Raw genomic sequence first — 23646 nt, forward strand, 5'->3', positions numbered from 1 at the left:
TACTTGCAAACCGCGAGTTAGAAGCGCTATGCCATAAGGTAAATGTTTAACCTAAAAATGACAGGACGATCCTCCGAACTAGCGAAAAAGTTGGATTGAAGAGACTGAAAACAAGTTGAAAATCAAAAGCCAACACAAATCCACGGCAAATCTGCCGAAATACAACTCCATAAAAAAACGCTAAGAAGAAAGCTCTCCCCATAGAAGGAGACCGGATCCGTCAACAAAATATTCAGGCCTTGCCTATCGGCGGAATACTACTTAGTTATTCTCTGCAGGTTTTATTCCTTCATTATAGTTTCAATCGCTTTTTCAAGTAATTCGTCTTTTCCTTGTCTTATTCCCTCAATTGACGGTTGTACTTCTATGTCAGGTACTATTCCAATTCTTTGAGTCTCTGTACCATCAGGGTAATAAACTCCAATTCCAGAAATCATTGTTCTAAGTCCTCCAGGTAGCATAATTGCTGATACGTCTCCGTCTGCTCCTGCTGTTGTACTTCCAATAATTGTTGTATTATCTCCTGCTCTAAAAGCCATTGACGTATATTCTGCTAGACTTTGAGATAATTCATTGACTAACACAACTAATTTCCCCTTGTAAGTTTTGCCTTGACTCGGAATTTCTAAATTGCTTGTAAATGTAAATTCTCCTGGATTGTCAACATTTCCGTTTGTAAACTTTACAAAAGGTGTCGATGTCGAAACAAAATAAGAGCCCAAACTATAAGGAACAAAGGCTGATGGATAATTGCGAATGTCTATGATGATTCCTTTCGTGTCCTTAAAATCTTTTTTTATTTGGGAAATATCCTCTCCCTTGATTGTTTGAAGCGTTATATACCCTATATTGTTGTCCAACATTTTATAAGATTTGTCATCACTTTTTCTGTACCAACTATAAATATTAAGACTGTCTTTTGGATATAATTTAAGTGTCTTTGTTTGAGGTTCAGAATCTCCTGAAACAAACTCAATTTCAATATTTTCCGAGTTTGAGCGTAGAAGGTCTGCCGAAATATCTCGTAGTCTTGTTGGTTCGTTAGAAGCAGGATAATATGTTGATTTCTCTTTTACGATTTTGTCGATAGGATTTCCATTTATTTTTGTAATTACATCGCCAATTTCCAAACCAATTTCGCTTCTAAGTTCTTCGTTATAATAATCTGTTACAACTAATTTATTTTCAACAAAACGTAGGTGAATAGGTGAATATTTAGAACCTTTCCACTCATCAATTTTGTCCGCTCCGCCCCATAGATTTGCGTGTGAGTCTTGAATATCTCCTATAAGTTGAATAGCAGCCAATTCATATATTAATTCGTTTTCTGCATTTATAAATAGAGGGATGTATTCTTTTAATTTTTTATTCCAATCTTCATCAATTAAGTGTTTGTATGGGAAAAAGTAGTTTATCATATTCCAATATCGATAAAGAGATAATAGTCTAAATCCATCATCGGGGAAAGACATATTTGAATATGGATTTTCATTTTTAAATTCAGGGTTGCCAACATTAGCAGTCATTCCAATGTAATAGTGCTTACCTTGTGAACGGTTGTTGTAAACGTATAACAATTTATTTTTCAAATCTGCACTTTGGTTGTTAATCCATTTTAAATCGGGTTTCAGAAAAGCATTTTTATCGGTTACTTGACATTTTTCACATTCCTTTACTTGACCAAATGAATCAATCCATTCAAGAATAATTTTATCTCTTTCGATAGGGTTTTCCACCATAATGTACTTTGGTAAGAACCTAAAAAGTTCATAGTCCCAATTATAATTTCCATTCGCAATTTCAGGATGATGATATTTCAGAAAGCCCCAAATCCGACCTAACAATTCAAGATTGTCAATATTTTCGGTAGTCAAATTAGAAAATTCAATTAATGACCCGCTATCAAATTCCTTGTCAAGTTGTGCTTTTAATAATTGTTTTTCTACTTTTTTTAAAGTTTGTACATTTTTACCATCAATTGAAAGAGTGAAGTCGTCAAACCAAACTTCTCCTTTCCCTGAAAGTATTCCTGCTATAAAAATATTTTCTGCTTCTTCTGGGTAATTAAGAGAGATAGTATATTTCTGCCAATCTCTTGTTCCTGTTACGTTTTGGTTTTGCATATTGTCAAAAGCCAATGAACTTCCATTCCCATCAACTCGTAATAACAAACCTGCAAATCCATTTTCTACATTTTTGGTTTTCATATAACCATCAAGCTGTATAGTCTTACCTAAATAGTTAGCTGGAATTTTATAGGCAATACTTCCAAAGGAACTTCCTGTTTGGTCGGATGTGATTTTACCTGATTTGTCACCTGAATGAGTAATTGAATCAATTGTCAATTCATAATTACCCCATTTGACCCATCCGTCAGAAAGGGAAGTGTTCTCACTCTGTTTTTCAAAACCGAGATTATATTTTTCTGGTTCTTGGGCTTGACAACTAATTGAAACTATTATCAGTAAAACTATTAGTGTTTTTTTCATCGATTCGTTTTTTTAACTTGCAGAGAAGAAAGACATATGATCATTGATCATATGTCCTTTATACTAAAACCGCCAAATTAATGCTTATTAGTGAAATATAATAGATCCGTAAAACGGCCATTTTACGAATCTGTCCAAATACAATGCAGAAATATCCGTTCCCAGTGCCATTTGTCGTTCTTTTTAGTAGTTCCGGTAATTGACCTTTTACAGAACTAAAAAAGTATATTTAAACGACCCCTGAAATAAACGCCATGGAGGTTTTTTGAAAGTCTAATTGAACGTGGGGTTAATTGCTGTTACTTAAAGCCCCGTCAAACCTATTTTTTAACAATGATTTATTAAAACGCAAGTCAATAATATGTTATTTTACGTATATTGTATGTAAATAAAGCTTGAAATTATGGCCACAATTAGAAAATCATTGACTATTACCACTTCTCAAGAGAAATGGATAAAGCTACAAATTGAAAATGGTGGTTTCGCTAATGACAGCGAATATATGCGACATCTAATACGTTTAGATCAGGAACGCAATAGGGAGTTTTTAATGACCAAAACAGCAATACAAGAAGGCTATGATAGCGGTATGAGCTCTAAAATTAGGTCGGTTGAAGAAATTGTTGAGGCGGCCAAATCTCGCAAGAAAAATAGCGTTCAAACACCCATGGATGAATAGATACAATTTATCATCGAAAGCTGACAAGGATATAGACGATATCGTAGACTATACGTTAGTGACTTGGGGTGAATCACAGACATATGACTATGTTTCCGAGTTAGTTCAATTTTTCCAAAGGCTTGCTGATAGTCCCGAAATTGGGCGTAGTGCTGCTGAATATGCACCTTCACTAAAAAAATATATCTTCAAAGCGCATACAATATTTTATGAGCCGACTAAAAATGGCATCTTCGTCGTTCGAATTTTAGGACAGCGGCAAGACTTTAAGAGACAGCTTTAAGTGCTAATTGTCCGTAGGTTCCAGTAGCAATTTCAAAATAAAAGAGTCTTTTCTTTTATTTATTCCTAGTACTTCACAATTTATCTCCTCACCATCTTTCAAATTATAAACAAACTCTTTTAAGCGAGATATGGAATTAGGATAAATCTCCCTTCTTACTGGAATAATTGCTTTATGCTTTCCTAATACATAAAATTCAGGTTGCCCTTCTTTTCCAATGACAACACTTACATTTTGGATAGTTCCGATAAGTTGATCCGTTTCCCCATTACACCATTTTCCCCGATCACGATTATCCCTAAGTTGAGGGTGTCCATCTTTGTTGAATCCTTGAAAACGAACGACAATAACCTTACCCTCCCTCCAATGGTCATAATCTGATTCTTTAACCAGGGTCGATTTGTGAATTAAGCCCAAAATTGAACCAAATTTCCATTTAAAGTGTACACCTATGTCTACAAAAACGCCATATTTTGTCTTCTGCAGAATAACACCGCGATACCTAGCACCTTCCATCAGTTTCGGATATTCAAAAGTTTGTTGCGTGGCATCTATATGGATTGAAATTGGGTTTTCTTCAAACTTGTAGATTGTACCCCTAAAATAATTTCCAACAAGATAATTGGAAACATTGTGCCAATAATCTAATGAAGGATATGACCAGCTCAATTGTTTGAAAGAAACATATGCAAATAATCCCCCAACTTTTACAGTAAATCCTTTTGCCTTGGCTTCCACAATACGAAATGTTAATCTTTCCTGGTTTGCATAAGCCTTCTTTAAATTCATCAATAATCTTTGAAGATAATCATCATCATTTGAGTCGGCATCTATTTTGATATATTCAGTAGTTTTACTCATAGTTCAAGCATTCGTTCGCAACTGAGGCTACGTCACCGGTATATATGGTGCGGTGGCGAAACAGTAAAAGTTTTGTGGCTTTATAAATATAGGAAAAACTTTAAATTGAACACCAAAGACCACATTGTCTGTAAGTTTTGTAAACGGGTGCACTAAGTCTTTATAACGATCAAAGAAACAATTCTACACGTAAGATCCAATGGATTACTTCCCGTCTTTAGGCAAGCCCCTATGTTCAAATCTTATCTCTGCATATATCCAATTCCATAGGCACTGGATACAATCACTCACACATGAAAATTAATAAGGCAATATGCATTATACCCTAAAAGGTATAATTATCAACCTCGCCCCTTCAACTACACCCAAAAGGGTATATTTTCAAGTTAATTCATTATATTGCACCCTAAAAGGTATAATATAATGAAGTGGGACAGACAAAATGCCATTGCGCAGTTTGTGAGGTCTAGACGTAGAACCGCTAAATTAACTCAGGTTGAGTTATCGGATTTTACAGGGCTAGGCCTACGCTTTGTGCGCGAATTGGAGCAAGGAAAACCTAACCTAAGAACCGATAAAGTTAATCAGCTTTTATTATTTTTTGGACATACATTAACACCAACACCTATTAGTGATGAGACAAGGCGAAATTTGGGTGAATAACACTTTAGCAGGTATTTTAAAGGAGACTGAAAATGGCTATCAATTTAAATACGATAGAACATATCTCCTTAACGACCGAGCCTTAGCGGTAAGCTTAACCCTGCCTTTGCAAAAGAAAGCGTTTGAGTCGGAGTTTTTATTTCCCTTTTTTGATGGATTAATCCCCGAAGGTTGGCTATTGGACATTGTCCATAAAAATTGGAAAATAAATCCTAGAGATCGCATGGGATTATTGCTAACAACCTGTAGGGATTGTATTGGCAACATCAGTATTAAAGAGAAAAAATGAGGAATTGTCTTGCATGTCATAGAACCTTAGAGAATGGAGAAGCCAACTACCATGGAAAGTGCCTAAAGGATTTTTGGCTAGTGGATACGCCTGTATTGAAGTTGGAATACGAGCTGTCACAAATTGAATCTTTGGCCAAAGAAAACATTGCACAACGCATTATTGTTACGGGTGTTCAGCCAAAACTATCTTTGGGATTTACAGAAAACAACAATCAAAACCGCCTCACTATAGTAGGTGCGCTAAACGGGAGATTTATCTTAAAGCCACCCTTTGAGATGTATCCACAAATGCCAGAAATAGAAGCTTTATCTATGGTAATGGCACAATCTTGTGGTATAGCAACCGTACCTTTTTTATTGATCCCTCTACAAGATGGGGCCTTGGCCTATTTAACAAGACGGATTGACCGAGGCTCTAAAAATAAGAAGTACCCCATGGAAGATGCTTGCCAATTCACAGAGCGTTTAACAGAATTTAAATATCGCGGGTCCTATGAGCAGATAGCCAAAGGTATTCTCAATTATACGCAAAATCCTTTATTGGACGTGGTAAAATTTTATGAGCAAGTTATCGTATCGTTTTTAATAGGTAATAACGATATGCATTTAAAGAATTTTTCACTTATAGCTATGGATAGCGTTAACTATTCGTTGGCGCCGGCCTATGATATGCTAGCTGTAAAGCTCCTGATTCCAGAAGATCAAGAAGAGCTGGCGCTACATCTCAATGGCAAAAAACGAAAGATTAAGACCAGGGATTTCAAAGAGGCTATGTTAAAGGGGAATATTCCGGAAAAAGCTATTGAAAATTTGTGGAATCGTATTGAAGCGGGAATGCAACAATGGCCCCAACTAATACATCATAGCTTTTTAACTAGTGAGAACAAAAATAAGTTATTCTCCTTGATCAATAGTAGGGCGAAACAGTTGGGGTTAAAATTTAAAGATGCTGAACCTACCAACTAAATGGATGTTAACCGATGCCTCCCTCCCATAAACTAAAAATTCATCACTTTTTCCAACGCTTCATCCGTATCCTTATGCATAAAATTTGCTTGGTAATTTATGGTGGTAGTAATTGATGAGTGACGATATAATTTTTGAAGCATTTGAATCGAAATCTTATCACCTGCTATATTCCCAAAACTATGTCGGGCAATATGCATTGTGAGCAACTTCTCGATCTTTGCTTTCTTTGCAATTGATTTTAGATATCTATTGAGCTTTTTGGTAGCTGTATTCGTTTTAGCATATACATCCTCATAGCTGTCCATGTTCGCTTTTTTCATTTCTGGAAAAATAAAATCCATGTCACCACGTTTTCCTTCTTCATATTGCTTCAAAATAGGCAATAGTTTCTCTGGTAGTTTTAGGGATAATAATTTATTATTCTTATTCATCCGATAGTGTAAACGATCATCATAAATGTCACTCCATCTTATCTGCAATACATCGCCTACACGAATACCTGCCAAATAAAAACTGAATAACCAAACATTTCGAGCATGGTTTTCTGGTTTACTTAAATTATCTAAACCTTCAATCTCCCTAATTTCCTCTATGGTTAGACCAACCTTTTCGGTTTCTGGAAATTTAATTCGTATTTTATCCGCACCAAAAGGATAATACTTGCGCTCCACCACCCCCTGTTTAATGGCTCTATTATAGATAGTTCGAATGACTACGAGATTATTTACAATGCTTCGTTGTGATAGCTTTTTATTACTTCTCAAATAGCTCATAAAACGTCTTAAAAAGGCTTCGTCAATTTCTTTAAATGTCAGGCTATTATTTTCCGCAAAACGCATTAAATGTTCTACACGAACCTTGTCGGAAGAATAACGAGTTAGTTTCCCGTTTACCTTCATCTCCTGAAGAAAGTTGTCAGACATCTCTTTGAAAGTGGTCTTATATAACGGAGCACTGATTTCTTTTTTAATTTGAATGGAGGAAATATCATTTTGTGTAGATTCAAGCTCCAGTAACACCTTATTTGCTTCCGATAATTTGGCAAGTAAAAGATGGTTCAGACGTGCAGAATTCGGATGGGATTTCCGTACAATCCTTTCAGTGGGATCCCAGTCTTTAAGTTTAACAAATTGGCCCGTATATAGATAGGAAGTTTTTCTATCTTTAGTAATACGTATTGCTAGTGGATACAAACCTTGTGCATTCGGTTTTTTACGTAAAGTCACTTTCACACTAGAAGCCATAATACTTAATGTCTACTTAAAGATACAAAAATATTGGTACAACATAGGTACAACAATTGGTGGTTTAACTTGGTTTTTAATGGTCTTAAAAAATGAAAGCAAAAGCATAAACACCTGATTAAGCGCTATTTAAGACCATTTAAAGCCAATTCTGTCAGGACTTAAAATCCAATGGCCATTATGGCCGTGCGGGTTCAAGTCCCGCCTCGAGTACGAAGACCCTTGTTAATCAACTGATTTTCAAGGGTTTTTTAGTTTAACAAAGTTTTTTTACAATAGCTTACGCTACCTTGATTTTTATCCAAAAAAAAAGAAACTACCTTAAAAACTATTTCTCATAAATCCAATCAGTATTTAATTTTGTAATATCTGTAACTGAAAGGCCTGTACCCGAAGGCCTATCACCTGCACAATACCCGAGTAACGTATTCTCACTCTTTTCTATAAAATAAACTGCGATATAACAGTACCAACCATCGGGGTCATTTTCTATATTTTTCACATATTCCCAACTAGCACCTTCATCATTTGATATTGCTACCGTTAAGGGGGTTCGTTTGCCTTTTAAATTAATATCACTGCCGTCGTTATTATTCCATACCATTAACCAATCTCCTGTAGACGGAACTTTCTCTATTGTTGCAGGCGACAAAGGGGAAGGTATGTTACTGGACTGAATGGGACTCCAAGATTCTCCTCGGTCTAGAGAAAATGACAATTGTTGGACGCCACCACTTGCTCTGATGTACATCATTACTCTCCCATCCTCCAATTCTATTAAACCCGGCTCCTGAGTCACAATATCAGTTGAATTAGGCACTTTCCCACTAGAGTTCCAAGTCTCCCCATTATCATCAGAATAATAAGCATACAAATCCCCCTTTTTCACAAACTCTCCTCCAGGAACATTATGTAGTGCCACTGCCATCATTAGACGACCATCTTTAAGTTGTATTACCCGGTCATTATTAAGAACAAAATACCCTTTTTTATCCTGGATACATTTAATAGGATCACTCCAAGTTTTAGCCTCATCCGTTGAAATTCGCATCATGGGAATACAATCTTCAGTAGAATTCTTTAGCAAGTAAAAAAGAGCTATACTTCCATTTTGTAAACGAAGCAATGAAACCGACATTACATTCATTTCTCCTTCATTCTTCACTATAGTTCTGTCTTCGTTGGACCATGTATTCCCCTGATCTTTTGAATATCTAGCTACCAATGATGCTGGTGCATGATCACTTGTAGATTCTCCATAGTACTTACTATATACAAACATAATCGTACCATCCTTCAGACCAATAAAATCACCTTCACTATTTCGCGGATTATCTAAACCAGGATTTAGGGATAAGACTTTTTTAGGCTTGCCTATTTTTGAAGATTGTGAGCTTGCAGCAAAGGCAAACAATAAACAAATCACTAAACTAAATAGGCTTTTAAATTTCATATTTACAGTGTATAGAGATAACATTAACCCTTATTTTTAGTTTAGAAATTTTTACAGATATATTATCCTTAGTTGGCGCGAGCCTACCTATTTCTGCCAGCAGGAGTTATCCTTGTGCCTAAATACAATTGTAATAAAGACAACTAGACTTTTATTCCTTATTATTAAAATCAGTAAGTTACACAAACTAGGAATCGAATTGATTCACCTTAAGGTATTTACCTTAAATTTAAAGAATCTATTCCTAACACAACCAAATTAATAGCTCAACTAAAAACATGAACTCTTTAAAAACAACTTTTTCCATCACCTTACTAGGCCTTATTCTAATACTTTCTTCTTGCCAAGAAAAACCCTCCAAAAAAGAGAATTTAAAACAGACTATACAGGCTCAAATAGATTCTATAGATGGAACAGTGGCTATTGCATTCTACAACTTATCGGCCCCCAAAGACAGTTTATATATTAATGTTGACGAAAAATTTCATGCTGCCAGCACCATGAAAGTGCCCGTGATGATAGAGTTATTTAAACAGGCCAACGAAGGAAAAATAAACCTGAACGACTCCATCATCTTAAAAAATGAATTTAAAAGCATTGTTGATGGTAGCTTATATAGCATGGATATTAATGAGGATAGTGACGATATTATCTATCAACAAATAGATACCAAAGTAGCGCTTAAAGATTTAATGTATAGTATGATTACCATTAGTAGTAATCTTGCCACCAATGTCCTTATTGAACTTGTTGATGCTAAAAAAGTAACGGCAAGCATGCGAGACTTAGGTGCAGAAAAAATTGAGGTTTTGCGAGGCGTAGAAGACCTAAAAGCGTATGAAAAAGGTTTAAGCAATTCTACCACTGCAAGGGACTTGATGAGTATTATGAAATCTATTGCCAATTACAGTGCAGGAAATAAAAAAGATTGCGAGGCGATGATCGCTATATTAAAAGACCAACAGCACAAAGAAGTGATCCCTTTTTATTTACCCAAGGAAGTAAAAGTGGCTCATAAAATAGGTTCCATAACAGGAGTTCATCATGACGCTGGAATTGTGTATTTACCTGATGGCCGCGCTTATGTATTAGTGCTTCTCTCTAAGAATCTAAAGGATTTTGACAAAGGAACCGATCAATTAGCCAGAATATCTAAAACCCTTTATAATTATGTAAGCAGTAATTAACCACTTTAAACCCAATCCCTACGATAGCTATTGTAGGCAGGGATTAGTTAGTTGGAATTACAAGGAGAAAAATTCTAACCTAATGCCGTATTAAAGCAACATCCAATTAACCTATCTTTGCCGTGTTAAATAATAAGATGGCTCCTACTTTACTTTCATCACCTTTACAAGGTTTTACCGACTTCAGGTTTCGCAATGCCTTTAACCATTATTTTGGTGGCATTGATACTTTTTATGCACCCTACATTAGACTCAATGGAAAGCTAAAGATTAAGCAATCCTATCAAAACGATTTATTGCCAGAAAACAACACCACCTTAGAGGTTATTCCGCAAGTAATTACCAATGATCCAGAGGAGTTTTTATTTGTCGCTAAATACGTGCAAAGTTTAGGCTACAAGGAATTAAATTGGAATTTAGGTTGTCCTTATCCTATGGTAACAAAATCTGGAATGGGCTCTGGATTAATTTGCAACCCCAATAGAATTAACGAAATACTACAGAGAGCGCACAACGAAACCGATATTTTGGTCTCTATGAAAATGAGGATGGGCTACGAAAATGCAGAAGAAATTCTAGACGCCTTTCCTATTTTAGATCAATACCCACTTAAAAATATCGCTATTCATGCCAGAATTGGGAAGCAACTCTATAAAGGACCGGTAGATTTGGATGCTTTTGAAAAGTGTATCAGTAGTACCAAACACAAGCTATATTATAACGGCGATATTACAAGTGTCGCTGCTTTTAAAGACATTCAAAGCCGATTTCCAACGCTTGACCACTTTATGATTGGTCGCGGTTTAATTGCCGATCCCTTTTTACCTAGTATGATAAAAAATAACACAACGGAACATCCCAAAAACCGATGGGCTATATTTTCGGAATTCCATGATACCATTTACAAGGAATATGACGAATATTTGTCGGGACCAACACCTATAAAAATGAAAATGCTAGGGTTTTGGGAATTCTTTTCCCAATCTACGTCAAACCCACAAAAGACCTATAAAGCCATAAAAAAGGCTTCTAATCCAGTAAAATATAGACAAGCGGTTGATCAAATTATTAATACGGAACTAAAGGCATAAAGGGCTTTATAACTGTAAAGCAAAAAAGGTTAACACGATACATTTTGGAGGTTTTATTTTTTAATGGAAGGGATTAGTTTTGGGTCTTAATTAAAAAATATGACCATGAAGAAATCAATTAAATTCCTAAGCTTATTATTTATCACCACTGTTCTAATCGCATCATGCAGTAAAGACAATGACCCTACAGATGACGATTTATTTGTAGGAACCTATAAGGGATCAGTAAGCTACAACAATTCAGATAGCGACAAAAGCATTTCTAGCGACAATGGTAGTGTCACCCTAGTTAAAGTAGGTGATAACTATAATTTTAATTTTTCCGACGGAATTCCAAGCTTAACCGGCATTAAAATGGAAAAAAACCAGAGTGTCTTAATTTCTTTGGACGGAACTATTAAAATTGATGAAGGAACATTAATTATCGGCTACAAAAAAGATAATGAAAATTGGGCAGCCAATTGCGATAGATAATTGCATTAAGGTTTTAAAAAAATAAAAGGGCATAACCGCCAAATAGTGGTTATGCCCTTTTTAATTGCTCTAAATATCCCTATTATCTAATACCCGACGCAAAATATATTCTGCCCAAATTGGATTTAATGGGCATCGTTTTTCGGACAATGATTTTAAAACAGATACCTCCATTTCGTTGGAAGATTATATAGAAAAATATGGTGTAAATGGACATCCAAGAACCTATCTATTAGACCCAGAAGGAATAATTAATGCCTGAAACCTTAGAAGAGAGGAATTGGTAAACAGAGTTAAAAATTTAATTAAGGAGCAATAAAACAAGTATACCAAGAAAGATTATCCGTAGATTTCATAAAAACGAAGACTTTTATGAATCACAGCGCTGCCAATTGAGCTATTTCCAAATAAAAATGATATTTTTATCGATTGGAAAAAATTGCTTTAGGCAAGAAAGAATTAATATAAATTATAACCTTATCCATGAAAAACAAATTGTACCAATCCGTTCCTACACTTTCCTTAATTTTTGTGCTATCCCTCTTTCTACAAAGTTGCGGCACCTCCTCTAATCTAAAGTGGGAGCAAATGTACAACGGGAAGGATCTTAGTAATTGGAAGATAAAGATTAGAAACCATGAATTAGGTGAGAATTTCGCCAATACCTTTAGAGTAGAAGATGGTAACATTCAGGTACGCTACGATGGTTACGATAACTATGATGAGCAGTTTGGACATCTATTTTATGAAAAACCATTTTCGTCCTACCTAATAGGAGTGGAGTACCGTTTTGTTGGCGATCAAGTTAAGGGCGGACCAGGATGGGCCTATAGAAATAGTGGTATAATGATTCACGGACAAGAGCCAGAAGAAATGACTATAGACCAGGATTTCCCTAACTCTATTGAAGTTCAACTTTTGGGAGGAAACGGAAAGAATGAGCGTTCCAATGCTAACCTTTGTACTCCCGGAACTCAATATGAAAAGGACGGGAAGGTAATAAAAAGCCACTGTACCAATTCTAACTCTAAAACCTTCCACGGAGACCAATGGGTACGTGTAGAAGTATTGGTGTTAAATGACTCTCTAATTGTTCATTACGCCAATGGCGAAGAGGTAATGCGCTATAACAAACCTCAACTAGATCCAGTAGACGGAAACGAAAGAGGAGAATTACTTACTGGCGGCACCATTTCTTTACAGAGTGAAAGTCATCCAATTGACTTCAGAAAAGTTGAGATTGTTAATTTGGAAAAAGTGGCAGACGATCCAAAGAAGTTACAGCAAGCTATTGATAAGTTAATGGCTGAAAAACGTATTCCACAACAGTAAACCACGAAGGTATTGCTATAGATTTGATGGTGTTATCATGTACTGATTGCCCCAAATCAAACAAGTTCTTTAAGGGGGTGTTTCGCTAAAATTTTTAGTCTAACACCCCTTATTTATTTCTAAAAATAAGTTCCTCCTTTTCCATCGCCTTTACCAATAACTTTATATAATCATCCATAGTCTTACTAATTTTCTTAGGGTCCTTAATATCTAAGGCTCCTCTCCATATTAACGATCGCTCCTTATCTACGCAAATACAGTACAAAGAGGTTTCTGCATGGTACACTTTAAATTGGTCGTAATAATTCTCATCATAGTAGATATTTTGACTCCCTAAATAATCATCTTTAAAACCGCCATAAAACCTGTTGAGTTCCGACATTGTTTTTCTAAAAGTTTGTTTGCTTTCAGCGCCTGCAACCTTAGTAAATAATATGGCATCAAAATCTTTATCTAGAAGCTGCTCTTCCAATTCATCTAGCTCCTTTTCGGTTTTTTGGGTATTGGTAAAGGCAACATCAAAGAGGTCTATACTCCTCATGGCCTCCACTCCCCTTTTATCGAATTCTTTTTTAAGTCGGGTTTCAAAATCCTCCCTTACCGCACTATCATCGGTCATACCTACAATAAGCACCTTATATGCATCAAACAATACGATGTCTGGATTCTTATAACTTTCTACCATCTCTACGGAAGAACACCCCATTAAACCTACGAATGCAATTAATAGTAGCTTTTTCACATTTTTAAATTTTAAATATTTTCTATTATTCTCCTTCTTCCCTTATTAAATCCACTATAAAAATCTGATAATAATAATCATTTAGGCTATGCTTATACATCTTTTATATAGACAACTCTATCACTTCTTCCAGATGAGGCACATGTACCTGCCATCCTAATGTATCTTTAATTTTAACCCTTAAAGCATCCAAAGCAGTAGGCTCCCCATGTATTAAAAAAATCTTTTCTGGAATATTTTTTATGCCTTGTAGCCATAGCAATAATTCCCCTTGATCTGCATGCGCAGAAAGACTTTCTAGATGATGGATAGTAGCCTTTACCGGTTTATATGTTCCAAACAATTTTATTTCATGAGCTCCTTCTAACAATTGTCGGCCTCTAGTACCTTCGGCTTGGTATCCCACTAACAAAACGGTGGTAGAAGATCTATCTACCATCTGTTTAAGATAGGTAAGCACCCTTCCTCCGGTCACCATTCCGCTTCCAGCAATCACCACTTTTGGCCTAGGGTCGTCTATAGTTTTCCAGGTATCGCCATAAGACGAAATAATATTGAAATGGTCACACATGGCATTGTATTCCTTTGAAGAAAGTTTATGCCATTGAGGATGACTTTCAAATACAGACAATACATTATTCCCCATAGGACTATCGATGAAAATTGGAATATTGGGAATTTTATTTTCCTTATACATCTTCCATAGCAAATACATTAAGGATTGGAGTCGCTCTACGGCAAAAGAGGGTATAATTAAATTTCCTCTAGAGTTGATGGTCTTGTTAATTAAATTTACAAAGATATCCTCTAGGTTCTCTTCGGGGTGTAATTTATTACCGTAGGTACTTTCTAGAAAAAGATAATCTGCCCATTCAGGACGGTCTGGAGGATATAACAGCAAATCCTCACTACGACCTATATCCCCAGAAAAAACAAAGATTTTACCAAAGACGTCCAATTCAATAAAGGTGGCTCCAATGATATGACCGTTATATTTAAATCTAAACCTGATGTTCTCCGATAAGGATAGCCACTCATCCTTCTCCGCGTGCTTAAACATTCCGACCGTTTTTTCCACATCTTTCTCATCATAATAAGGCAGGGCAGGACTATGTTTACTATACCCTTCCTCATTAGCCTTTTTTGCTTCTTCTATATGTATTTTAGCACTATCCCTCATTATGATAGCGGCTATAGACAAGGTTGGAGAGGTGCCTACTATTTCCCCCTTAAAACCTTCCTTCACTAGACGCGGCAAATAGCCCGTATGGTCTAAGTGCCCATGGGTAAGCAGCACGCAATCTACTTTAGAAACATCTATGGGCAAAGCTTGCCAGTTAAGTTCGCGTAATTCCTTAAGACCTTGGAACACCCCACAATCTACCAAAATATTTTGCTCTGGTGTTTCCAAATAAAACTTAGACCCTGTAACCGTACCTGATGCTCCTAAAAAATGAATCTTAACCTTGTTCATGAATTCTGCTTTATTAATAGATTAATCTGTGGTTTTTCTTCTACAAATAGATAGCTTAAGTACATTGTTTACACAGAAGAAAGGATACTGTTACTTATGACCACACAAGTGGTTTATTTCTTTCATTATTTTTTGTTTCCTCGTTTCGGATACCCCTAAATGATCTAAGAAAAAATGGTCTTCAATTAGTTGTCTACAGAGTACTACATCCCTACTTAATAAGAATTGTTTTTCTCTATTGGTTAGCAGTTGAGATACGGTGATAGGATAAAGCCCTAGCCGATAAATTCGGTCTTTAATTCCATTATCCTTTGGATAGTCCCAACTTAGCAGGAACAATCCCATACACTTACCGTATGTAATGGCATCTTCTGTAAATCGGGTATTCGTCACTACCCCACCACTTACTTGCACACCAGCTATCTTATTATTTTTTTCTAAATGTTGTTTAACATCCTGAAAACGGGAATTTATATATAAAGGAACCTGCACATTACAATTACGCCCTTCCTCCCCATGAAATTTACATTCCAAAAGATACACATTGTCATTTTTCTCCGCATACACATCAATATCATGTGGCACACACACGCCATGCATTTGTTTACCTACTGTAGTTTTGTAACCAGAATACTCCAAAATAGCCGCAACTAATTTTTCAAAAGGAAATCCTGTAGGCCCCAACTCATAAATTGCTTTTTTAACCTTATACTTAGCAGCAAAAATGGACTTCTTACTCTTTAACAAAGCAAAGGCACGATTGTAAATTTCTTTACTCGTTATCCCGTCATATAGTTCCTCTCGCACTTGCCCTACAATCTGTTCTACCAAAAGATCATCTGCTCCACTCTGTCTTAAAGAGTTTCGCAACTGATCCGTAGAGAACCTAACCTTCTCACCTGAAGATTTAATGATATCTATAAGTGCATCTTCCAAATTTATTTTTTTAGTTAATAATAACAACTAAAGCCTATACTAAGCCTTTTGTAAGATTTCTCTAAACTCTCATAGCATCTCAAGCATCCTAAATATCCATATCATAAGCATAATTAAAAGTATGGTCTAGGACTGAAAACAAACATATAACTACTGCTTCCCATTACGTGTAGTTTTAGGCCGAATCGTGCAATGCCAAAATAGGTATGTCTGAACTATAACTTACTTCCTTAATGAGGGGTTTGGTAAATATATTCTCTAGAAAACCATGCTTTCTATTCACAAATGCAAGCATATTACTTCCCCTTTCAGATATAAACTTTTTAATTTCTGCTGGTATTTTATCTCCTTCTTCAAAACAGAAAACATGCTCCACTTCTTTAAAGATAGTACTTAATAATTTCTTATTCTCTAGCTGCGTCTTATTCAATCCAGATTCCGTTCCAATATGTAAAATCTGCACTTCCGCATGGTGTAGTTTTAGGATATCTAAAAGATATTGCAACTCCCTACGCTTAAAACTGCATTTAAAATCCGTAGGAAAGACAATTTCTTTTGGCGTAATAAATCCAACTTTTTCTGGTACTGCTATTACAGGACACAAGGTAATCTTCTCCATTACCTCAACCGTATTAGAACCAAAAAGTGCCCTTGCAGCACCGCTCTTGCCTTTAGTTCCCATCACCACAATATCTATGTCCTTTTTATTGATAGCTTGCTTTACACCTTCTAATAGGGAATTGAAGACAGAGATAGTATGAAAGGTATGAGCTGTATTTTCTGAGGTAATTTGAAAATGTTGTTGTAACTTATGAAGTTCCTCTTCAGAATAATCCTTAGCGGCCTCATAGGCCAATTCTCCTGGCTCTGGCACCATCATTTTATCTAGACTATAACCACTAAGTCCAAAAACATTAAGCAGATAAAAATCGCAAGGTTGCTCCCTATAAAGTTTTACGGCATAATTAATGGCGTTTTGTGCATTTTGGGAAAAATCTGTCGGCAATAAGACATGTTTTGACATATTTATAATAATTATATTGACATTACTAAATTAAACCAGAAATTCTGGTCTAAGTATGACAAAGGTCAGTTATACACCAATAATACAAGGAAGCAATTGTCCGATACTAGGCCTATTACTTTATAACGAAATCAGCACCGTATTTAAAAAGAGGAGAAGAAAAATTAATGAGAAAATTTAGATTTTACAGGAGGTTAACAGCAGACGGTAATTAAAAAAAACAACTATCCTGGAATTACCATAAAAGGTATCCGCACATACAATCCAACATTTTTAATAACTGGTTCAATAAACAGGCGTTCCAGAAAGGTATGTTTGTTCTGGATCATGGCCAAGAGATTGATTTTATTCTCTACTTGAAAATTATTTATTCCTTCAATAACCCCTTGGTTGGGTAACGTATGGAACAAATGAGAACTATTCTGCAATAAATCTTCCAATTTCCCTTTATTTTCTTTTTGAGTTTCAGACAATTCATAGTCTGTAACAATATGCAACACCTCTATCTGGGACAAATGGTCTGCCTGCAATTGCAACAGCATCTTTAATTGATCTTTGCGATAAGAGACCTCATAATCTGTAGGGAATAAAATTTCTTTGGGGTCGGAATATTGGTATTGGGAGGGGACTGCAATTACCGGAAAGCTTGCTCTTTTTATTAATTGAATTGTATTAGTACCCAAAAGTATCTCCTGCGCTCCCGTGGCCCCTTGGGTTCCCATAACAACAAGATCTATTTCTTCCCTGGATACCGTCTGCACTATTTCATCTACTAGCGCACTATAAGCAGAATGAATTACAAAATGGTGTTTAGGGTTATTAAACTCATTCTCTAAACGCTCCTTAAGCTTTTCTAAGCCAGTCATAGACCTCAGCTGGTACTTATCCCCTAAACCAATCTGCCCTGGACTATAAAGCAGATATTCTGCCTTATATACTGCTGGAGAATATGTATTTAAAAGATAAAAAGTGCATTCTTTATTTTTAAATAATTGAAGAGCATACTTTATAGCATTAAAGGCATTTTCCGAAAAGTCAGTAGGCAATAAAATACGATTCATAGTACACCTATTATATTATCTAGATACATTTTGAAGTACCATAAATGGAATTTTAACATGCAAACCTAGCTTGTCTATGGTAGACTGGTATAGCATATCTTCCATATAGGAATGTCTAGAATTCACCAAAACTAACATATTAATGGCGTGATGCTCTATGTGTTTAGTGATGGCTAGCGTTTTGTCCTTTTCTAAAGTAGTCCCAAAGGTAAGCTTGGGCTTTCGCAAGCAATTCTTTAAGAACTCCTTATTGTCTTGCTGCCTCCAAGACAGATTAGTAACAGGGTCTATATACAGTAAATGCATAGTAGACCGGAAAGACCCTGTCATATCACAAAGCAGTTTTAACTCTCTTCTTTTGTTTGGCACCATATAATTAGTAGGAAAGAGAATTTCCTTTGGTGGATGGTATACATACCCTTCTGGAATGGCGAGTACAGGACAATGAACATATTTTAAAAGATGAAGGGTGTTGCTCCCAAATGTAAGCTTCCTATCATTGGTAGCCCCTCTTGTCCCCATAACTACAATATCTATATTCTCCTGATTTACCAGATCGTTTACTTCATCTACTAAGTCACCAAAAACAGCTAAGGATTTCACCTTATGATTTGGATTAGGCGAGAAATCCTTTAAACTTTTCAGCACTTTTTTAAGTGACTTCTCCGCTTTTTGCAAGACTGTTTCCTTTAACTCCTCCATATTAACAGTCTCCATCTCCGCGGCTTGCCTATACACCTCATCACCATAAGAATGTACAATTAGAAAGTCACTTTTTTCATACTTAAATACCTGACATGCATATTTTAATGCGTTAAAGGCATTATCCGAAAAATCTGTGGGCACCAAAACTTTTCTCATAAGATCTATAGATTATCAATTATATATACATTTCGTACCAACTGTCTAAAAGGCTATTTTAGGGATTTCTTTATTAAATATGCGCTAACCAACTCCGCTTTAATCTGCATATTGAGACGACCTACTTAACTTTGGCCATTGCGTATTAGAGGAGAATTTTTCATGAAGCACCAAGAAAGGAATTTTAGAATGATAACTTATCTCATCCACTGCGGGCTTAAATAAAATTCTTTGTAGAAAATTTAAATTCTTCGCCACCATAGCAATCATATCAATCCCATTATTCCCAACAAAAGACTCTATAGCCGTTTCTAACTTAGAACCAGTAAGATAATAAAATTCATGCTCAATATCTTTAAAGTAGTCTTTTAGAAACTCCTTATTATTCAATTGCCCCTCACTTAACGGTTCTTTATTTCTAGAAAAATTCACAATCCGTAAGGCAGAGTTATTAATTTGTGCTATCCCTAATATGTTTTCTAGCACATTTACATCATACCCTAGATGGTAATCGGTAGAAAAGGCAATTTCTTTTAGCTTTCTGTACGTAGCTTTTTCGGGAACCGCTAACAAATTACATTTTACCTTTGTAATTACATCACAAGTATTTGCCCCTATTGCCACTTCTTTTAGTCCGGTAGTCCCTTTACACCCCATTACAATAAGATCTATTTTCCTATTATACACCTCACGCTTAATGGCATCCACGAAATAATCGTGAATAGCGATGGGAATATAGGTATGCTTACTATTAGGAAACATCTCTTCTATTCTCTTCACTAGGCTCCTTAATTGTAAGCGACTATCTTCTAACGCCCCATTATTTGCACTAGTTTCGGAGGTTATTATGTTAGAATTACTTTCAGCACTAGTATAGCTAGGAACGGGATTTACATGGAGAATATAAAAGGAACATCTGTACTCTTGAAATAGTTGTAAACTATATTTCAACGCATTAAAGCAATTTTCGGAAAAATCCGTTGCTACTAAAATGTTCTTCATTTCTATCTTTATTTTGCTATACCCCTCAAAAGTAAGTTGCAAAAACCGCAATCAAAATGACTAAAGTCATATAGCGATTAAAACCATGATAAAATGAAAACATTTCGTATCGGGAAACCCTCTAACTCGTAGGTATTAATAAACCCTACTTAAGCCTTCCATATCCAAGATCTGAATATTCCTATCCTCTATCTGTATCAACCCTTCTTTTCTAAAGCTAGATAGGGTCCTTATAAGGGTCTCTGTTGCCATTCCGGCAACACTTGCAAGGTCGCTACGTAAAATATGTAATCTGCCCTCAGAATCCGCTTCTAATTTACTAGCAAACCTCAGTATTGTTGTTGCAGTCTTTCTTCTCACGGATCCATAGGCCATTTCCAATAACTGCTCCTTGGTCTCAGACAGATTTTCGTTTAACAACGTAATAAGCCCCATGGATAGTTGTGGGTTTTCTTGTAACACCTCTTTAAATCTATCTTTTGCAATCCCAAGCAGTTTTACCTCCTCCATTGCAGTGGCTGACTCTTGATAAGGAAGATTCCTTGTAAAACAGGTAAAACCAAAAAAATCATTGGCTTTATAGATTGCAGTAATCAATTCTTTACCCCGTTCATCTAACTTATGTGTTTTAACCACTCCGGAACTCACTAAATAAATTAAGTTAGAATTACCCCCTTCGTTATAAATTAATTCTCCAACTCCAAACTCATATAAGCGACCCTGCTCTGCAACATATTCTTTAAGTTGCTCTATAGTCTGTAAACCAAAATTTGTATTATTCGGTTTAGAACTAGGTATTTCCCTACTCTCCTTAATAATAGTCATTCTCGCTAGTCTGCTCTTAATAGCTCCAAGAAGCTCAGACTCCATAAAAGGCTTGGTAATATAATCATCTGCCCCGAGTTCCATACCTTTGCGAATATCCCGTTTTTCAGTTTTAGCAGATAAAAAAATAAACGGAATATGATTAGTCTCCTTCAATTGGGATAAGGACTCCAATACGCCATAACCATCTAATTCCGGCATCATTATATCACAAATAATAACATCTGGTAGGTGTTTTTTTGCTAGCAGCACCCCACTATTCCCATTAGATGCAGTTATTACCTGGAAATCGGACAATTCCAATAGTTCAGCTGTATTTTCTAGCAATATTGGATCATCCTCTATGATTAACACTCGTTTCATCTGCGTCTGTTTTAAAATTCTACCCTTAATATATAAAACCCTTTTGGCTTTAATCGTTTATTATCCCGAGGGGAAGCACCACTGAAAATACCGTTCCTTTACCGGGGGTGCTTTTAAAGGATACAACTCCTCCAATATTTTCTAAATGGGCTTTTACAATATTCAACCCTATTCCAGAACCTTGGATGAGCAATGCATTTTCTGCCCTAAAATAGCGTTTAAAAATATGCTTCTTACTCTCTTCTGGTATACCGATCCCTTGATCTATGATATGAAAAACTATCTCATCTGCCTTTAATTCCACCTTAATATCGATATCCGTATCTTCTGGGGAATACTTAATTGCATTGTGTAATAAATTAGTGAGGACCAAAGAAAGTATTCTTTCATCTTGAATAATTTCTACCTCGTCAATATTATCAGGGTAAATAATATTCTGACCGTCCTTTAATTGCATATTAGCATTATATACTACCTCGTTTACCACTTTACTTAGCGAGAATTTAGTATATCTATAAACTTCTTTTCCCTTTTCTAGGCGCTCCAAGGATAAGAAATCCTTTAATATTCCAGTAAGATGATGAACCCCGCCTATAATAGTATTTAAATGTTTCTCCCGTTTATCTTGTTGATTTTCTCCTTTATACTTTCCCACTAAAGTTGCAGAGGTAAGTATACCACTCAAAGGGGTTTTAAATTCATGGGAAACTAAAGATAAAAACTCAGTTTTAAGGTGATTAAGTTCTCGCTCTTTTTGTAGGGCGCTCTTAATTTTAGACTCAGCAACTTTTCTTAGTTTTATTTCTTCAGTTAGTTTGGCTATGGTTTGCTTTAATTCATTGGTACGCGCCTCTACCTTATGTTGCAACTGGATATTCAGTTCTTTAATTTGTCTTTCCTGTTCTTTTTTTAATGTAACATCTATAATAAGAGCCATCACATAAGACTCTCCGTCCAAACTAAACGGATTTAAACCTACTTCAATGGGAAACTGTTCGCCGTTCTTCCGCTTCCCATACAGCGTTCTCCCATGAGCCATTCTTCTTTGGCCACTACTTTTATTGAAACTTTCCACATACTCATTATGCACTTTGTGGAAGCTATCTGGAATTAATAGGTTTAGATTTTCTCCATTGATATTACTATCCTCATAACCGAACATTTCATTGGTACGATGGTTGGTTGCTATAATTATTCGGTCCTGGTTTATTACCAAAATTCCTTCGGATACCGCTTCGGACAATAGATTAAAAATCTTCTTATTTTTTTCAAATCCACGCATTGTATAAAGTTACATTAATTTCTTAATTTTTTTTGGTTTAGAGTTGCAGATCCAGTTGCTAATACCCATTAACATTTTCCTTTAGGGATTAAACCTTTCTGCCAAGTCAGGTTCGAAATTATTCCCAAAATCGAGGTAATATGGATACTTATTCACAGATAACTAGAGATAAATTTTGTAATTTTAAAAGAATTGGACCATTTTCTAAGGTACTTTAGCCCCAGATAAGTTCGGAGTGATATTTTAAATTTCAAATTTATACATTTGAGATATGAAATATAAGAAATGGACCTTAGCGCAGAAGTTGGAAATATTATCCAGTTCGGAAGAAATAGGTATTGTAGAAACCTGCCGTAAATATGGTGTCAGCACTGGCACTTTTTATTCCTGGAAGAAGAAGTTCGACCATAAAGGGGAAGCAGGTTTAAAAGTGCCCTATGACACTAAGAGCAAGGAACTGAAAGAAGCAGAAGAGGAAAATCGTGTGCTTCGCAAGTTGCTTAGTGACAAGGAAATTGAACTGGAAGTGCAGCGCGAGCTTTTAAAAAAAAAGTTTGGGACATCAGATCCAAGAAAGATCTAGTGGATAGGATGCACGCCAAACACAAAATCAGCAAGACCAAACTAATAGATATGGTGGGAATGGTTCATAGCAGTTACTATAGAAAGCCCACCAATGGCAAGAAGGGGAATAGACCAAGCAAGTTTACCTATCACAGTAAAAAAGGCCCGATTAGCCAGGATGGTGTAATTGAGTCGGTAAAATCAATATTAAAACATCCATTTATAGATTGTGGATATCGGTTAATGACTTCATACCTAAAGCGGGATGGCTATACTATAAACCATAAAAAGCTTTATAGAATAATGAAAGAAGCAAACCTATTAAAACTAGAAGACCGGATAGATAGAAGTGGTTCGGGACGCAAGTTTGTTAAGTTTAGAAAAGTAAATACCTCTAGACCTTTTGAATGTCTAGAGATGGATATAAAGATGGTTTGGATTCCTAGTGCCGGGAAAAACGCTTATTTGCTATCTGTAATAGATGTACACACCCGTA

24 protein-coding genes are annotated in these 23646 nt (G+C 35.8%); 11 read left to right on the plus strand and 13 right to left on the minus strand.

The genetic code is table 11. From position 1 onward, the window contains the following. Window positions 1–281: 281 nt before the first annotated feature. On the minus strand, window positions 282–2489 hold the full coding sequence (locus tag H344_RS0100840; RefSeq protein ID WP_026808548.1) for a S41 family peptidase: 2208 nt from the start codon (window positions 2487–2489) through the stop codon (window positions 282–284). Between the two features lie 403 nt (window positions 2490–2892). On the opposite strand from H344_RS0100840, the gene H344_RS19490 reads away from it, so the two are divergent. Continuing rightward, complete coding sequence (locus H344_RS19490; protein ID WP_034255921.1) at window positions 2893–3168, plus strand: ribbon-helix-helix domain-containing protein; 276 nt, start codon at window positions 2893–2895, stop codon at window positions 3166–3168. Continuing rightward, window positions 3161–3451: a type II toxin-antitoxin system RelE/ParE family toxin gene (locus H344_RS0100850; protein ID WP_026808549.1), complete on the plus strand. Its 291-nt coding sequence runs from the start codon at window positions 3161–3163 to the stop codon at window positions 3449–3451. Before H344_RS19490 ends, H344_RS0100850 begins: the two co-directional genes overlap by 8 nt. 3 nt (window positions 3452–3454) lie before the next feature. Here H344_RS0100850 and H344_RS0100855 read toward each other — a convergent pair whose 3' ends face one another. Next, window positions 3455–4312, minus strand: coding sequence for a S1 RNA-binding domain-containing protein (locus H344_RS0100855; RefSeq protein ID WP_026808550.1), 858 nt, complete (start codon window positions 4310–4312; stop codon window positions 3455–3457). Between the two features lie 423 nt (window positions 4313–4735). Here H344_RS0100855 and H344_RS0100860 point away from each other — a divergent pair, with 423 nt between their 5' ends. The 3 genes from H344_RS0100860 to H344_RS19495 are packed head-to-tail and all read left to right on the plus strand — an operon-like array spanning window position 4736 to window position 6232. Beyond that, window positions 4736–4975 carry a helix-turn-helix domain-containing protein gene (locus tag H344_RS0100860; RefSeq protein WP_026808551.1) on the plus strand — a complete coding sequence of 80 codons (240 nt, stop codon included), beginning with the start codon at window positions 4736–4738 and terminating at the stop codon, window positions 4973–4975. Beyond that, on the plus strand, window positions 4947–5264 hold the full coding sequence (locus tag H344_RS0100865; RefSeq protein WP_026808552.1) for a HipA N-terminal domain-containing protein: 318 nt from the start codon (window positions 4947–4949) through the stop codon (window positions 5262–5264). Before H344_RS0100860 ends, H344_RS0100865 begins: the two co-directional genes overlap by 29 nt. Next, window positions 5261–6232, plus strand: a complete 972-nt coding sequence (locus H344_RS19495) for a HipA domain-containing protein (protein ID WP_034255923.1) — start codon at window positions 5261–5263, stop codon at window positions 6230–6232. The genes H344_RS0100865 and H344_RS19495 overlap by 4 nt, the downstream gene beginning before the upstream one ends. A gap of 32 nt (window positions 6233–6264) precedes the next feature. On the opposite strand, the gene H344_RS0100875 is transcribed toward H344_RS19495, so the two are convergent. Together H344_RS0100875 and H344_RS0100880 are read right to left on the minus strand one after the other, a co-directional pair. Beyond that, window positions 6265–7479 carry a site-specific integrase gene (locus tag H344_RS0100875; RefSeq protein ID WP_026808553.1) on the minus strand — a complete coding sequence of 405 codons (1215 nt, stop codon included), beginning with the start codon at window positions 7477–7479 and terminating at the stop codon, window positions 6265–6267. A gap of 328 nt (window positions 7480–7807) precedes the next feature. Next, a complete protein-coding gene (locus tag H344_RS0100880) occupies window positions 7808–8932 on the minus strand; it encodes a sialidase family protein (protein WP_026808554.1) in 1125 nt (374 codons plus the stop codon). A gap of 278 nt (window positions 8933–9210) precedes the next feature. On the opposite strand from H344_RS0100880, the gene H344_RS0100885 reads away from it, so the two are divergent. The 4 genes from H344_RS0100885 to H344_RS0100905 all read left to right on the plus strand — a co-directional run bounded on the left by H344_RS0100885 (window position 9211) and on the right by H344_RS0100905 (window position 13016). Next, window positions 9211–10119, plus strand: coding sequence for a serine hydrolase (locus H344_RS0100885; RefSeq protein WP_026808555.1), 909 nt, complete (start codon window positions 9211–9213; stop codon window positions 10117–10119). A 137-nt stretch (window positions 10120–10256) separates the two neighbouring features. Further along, entirely contained in the window at window positions 10257–11210 is a 954-nt protein-coding gene (locus H344_RS0100890; protein WP_026808556.1) for a tRNA dihydrouridine synthase, read from the plus strand. Window positions 11211–11315: 105 nt separating this feature from the next. After that, on the plus strand, window positions 11316–11684 hold the full coding sequence (locus tag H344_RS0100895) for a hypothetical protein (protein ID WP_026808557.1): 369 nt from the start codon (window positions 11316–11318) through the stop codon (window positions 11682–11684). 483 nt (window positions 11685–12167) lie between these two features. Then, entirely contained in the window at window positions 12168–13016 is an 849-nt protein-coding gene (locus H344_RS0100905; RefSeq protein WP_026808558.1) for a 3-keto-disaccharide hydrolase, read from the plus strand. A 109-nt stretch (window positions 13017–13125) separates the two neighbouring features. On the opposite strand, the gene H344_RS0100910 is transcribed toward H344_RS0100905, so the two are convergent. The 9 genes from H344_RS0100910 to H344_RS0100950 all read right to left on the minus strand — a co-directional run bounded on the left by H344_RS0100910 (window position 13126) and on the right by H344_RS0100950 (window position 22586). Continuing rightward, a complete protein-coding gene (locus H344_RS0100910) occupies window positions 13126–13758 on the minus strand; it encodes a hypothetical protein (protein ID WP_026808559.1) in 633 nt (210 codons plus the stop codon). A gap of 103 nt (window positions 13759–13861) precedes the next feature. Continuing rightward, on the minus strand, window positions 13862–15232 hold the full coding sequence (locus H344_RS0100915) for an MBL fold metallo-hydrolase RNA specificity domain-containing protein (protein ID WP_026808560.1): 1371 nt from the start codon (window positions 15230–15232) through the stop codon (window positions 13862–13864). A gap of 90 nt (window positions 15233–15322) precedes the next feature. After that, a complete protein-coding gene (locus tag H344_RS0100920; RefSeq protein WP_026808561.1) occupies window positions 15323–16168 on the minus strand; it encodes an ATP cone domain-containing protein in 846 nt (281 codons plus the stop codon). Between the two features lie 175 nt (window positions 16169–16343). Then, the gene (locus H344_RS0100925) at window positions 16344–17192 is read right to left on the minus strand and encodes a universal stress protein (RefSeq protein ID WP_026808562.1); all 849 of its coding nucleotides are present in this window, start codon (window positions 17190–17192) and stop codon (window positions 16344–16346) included. A gap of 224 nt (window positions 17193–17416) precedes the next feature. After that, on the minus strand, window positions 17417–18253 hold the full coding sequence (locus tag H344_RS0100930) for a universal stress protein (RefSeq protein ID WP_026808563.1): 837 nt from the start codon (window positions 18251–18253) through the stop codon (window positions 17417–17419). A gap of 15 nt (window positions 18254–18268) precedes the next feature. After that, entirely contained in the window at window positions 18269–19114 is an 846-nt protein-coding gene (locus tag H344_RS0100935; RefSeq protein ID WP_026808564.1) for a universal stress protein, read from the minus strand. Window positions 19115–19213: 99 nt separating this feature from the next. After that, window positions 19214–20116, minus strand: a complete 903-nt coding sequence (locus H344_RS19500) for a universal stress protein (RefSeq protein WP_051253993.1) — start codon at window positions 20114–20116, stop codon at window positions 19214–19216. 135 nt (window positions 20117–20251) lie between these two features. Next, on the minus strand, window positions 20252–21304 hold the full coding sequence (locus tag H344_RS0100945) for a response regulator (RefSeq protein WP_026808565.1): 1053 nt from the start codon (window positions 21302–21304) through the stop codon (window positions 20252–20254). A 49-nt stretch (window positions 21305–21353) separates the two neighbouring features. Next, window positions 21354–22586, minus strand: a complete 1233-nt coding sequence (locus H344_RS0100950) for a PAS domain-containing sensor histidine kinase (protein WP_026808566.1) — start codon at window positions 22584–22586, stop codon at window positions 21354–21356. Window positions 22587–22857: 271 nt separating this feature from the next. Between H344_RS0100950 and H344_RS0100955 the strand changes: the two genes are divergently transcribed. Both H344_RS0100955 and H344_RS21620 read left to right on the plus strand, forming a co-directional pair. Continuing rightward, window positions 22858–23169: a transposase gene (locus H344_RS0100955; RefSeq protein WP_026808567.1), complete on the plus strand. Its 312-nt coding sequence runs from the start codon at window positions 22858–22860 to the stop codon at window positions 23167–23169. A gap of 8 nt (window positions 23170–23177) precedes the next feature. After that, the coding region (locus H344_RS21620; RefSeq protein WP_240484924.1) for an IS3 family transposase at window positions 23178–23646 on the plus strand (469 nt) is incomplete at its 3' end.

This window comes from Arenibacter latericius DSM 15913 (assembly GCF_000424985.1).
GTDB classification, from domain to species: domain Bacteria; phylum Bacteroidota; class Bacteroidia; order Flavobacteriales; family Flavobacteriaceae; genus Arenibacter; species Arenibacter latericius.

Coding starts and splice junctions, on each gene's coding strand:
- H344_RS0100840 (WP_026808548.1), bottom strand. CDS start 2,489: ATGAAAAAAACACTAATAGTTTTACTGATAATAGTTTCAATTAGTTGT.
- H344_RS19490 (WP_034255921.1), top strand. CDS start 2,893: ATGGCCACAATTAGAAAATCATTGACTATTACCACTTCTCAAGAGAAA.
- H344_RS0100850 (WP_026808549.1), top strand. CDS start 3,161: ATGAATAGATACAATTTATCATCGAAAGCTGACAAGGATATAGACGAT.
- H344_RS0100855 (WP_026808550.1), bottom strand. CDS start 4,312: ATGAGTAAAACTACTGAATATATCAAAATAGATGCCGACTCAAATGAT.
- H344_RS0100860 (WP_026808551.1), top strand. CDS start 4,736: ATGAAGTGGGACAGACAAAATGCCATTGCGCAGTTTGTGAGGTCTAGA.
- H344_RS0100865 (WP_026808552.1), top strand. CDS start 4,947: ATGAGACAAGGCGAAATTTGGGTGAATAACACTTTAGCAGGTATTTTA.
- H344_RS19495 (WP_034255923.1), top strand. CDS start 5,261: ATGAGGAATTGTCTTGCATGTCATAGAACCTTAGAGAATGGAGAAGCC.
- H344_RS0100875 (WP_026808553.1), bottom strand. CDS start 7,479: ATGGCTTCTAGTGTGAAAGTGACTTTACGTAAAAAACCGAATGCACAA.
- H344_RS0100880 (WP_026808554.1), bottom strand. CDS start 8,932: ATGAAATTTAAAAGCCTATTTAGTTTAGTGATTTGTTTATTGTTTGCC.
- H344_RS0100885 (WP_026808555.1), top strand. CDS start 9,211: ATGAACTCTTTAAAAACAACTTTTTCCATCACCTTACTAGGCCTTATT.
- H344_RS0100890 (WP_026808556.1), top strand. CDS start 10,257: ATGGCTCCTACTTTACTTTCATCACCTTTACAAGGTTTTACCGACTTC.
- H344_RS0100895 (WP_026808557.1), top strand. CDS start 11,316: ATGAAGAAATCAATTAAATTCCTAAGCTTATTATTTATCACCACTGTT.
- H344_RS0100905 (WP_026808558.1), top strand. CDS start 12,168: ATGAAAAACAAATTGTACCAATCCGTTCCTACACTTTCCTTAATTTTT.
- H344_RS0100915 (WP_026808560.1), bottom strand. CDS start 15,232: ATGAACAAGGTTAAGATTCATTTTTTAGGAGCATCAGGTACGGTTACA.
- H344_RS0100925 (WP_026808562.1), bottom strand. CDS start 17,192: ATGTCAAAACATGTCTTATTGCCGACAGATTTTTCCCAAAATGCACAA.
- H344_RS0100930 (WP_026808563.1), bottom strand. CDS start 18,253: ATGAATCGTATTTTATTGCCTACTGACTTTTCGGAAAATGCCTTTAAT.
- H344_RS0100935 (WP_026808564.1), bottom strand. CDS start 19,114: ATGAGAAAAGTTTTGGTGCCCACAGATTTTTCGGATAATGCCTTTAAC.
- H344_RS19500 (WP_051253993.1), bottom strand. CDS start 20,116: ATGAAGAACATTTTAGTAGCAACGGATTTTTCCGAAAATTGCTTTAAT.
- H344_RS0100945 (WP_026808565.1), bottom strand. CDS start 21,304: ATGAAACGAGTGTTAATCATAGAGGATGATCCAATATTGCTAGAAAAT.
- H344_RS0100950 (WP_026808566.1), bottom strand. CDS start 22,586: ATGCGTGGATTTGAAAAAAATAAGAAGATTTTTAATCTATTGTCCGAA.
- H344_RS0100955 (WP_026808567.1), top strand. CDS start 22,858: ATGAAATATAAGAAATGGACCTTAGCGCAGAAGTTGGAAATATTATCC.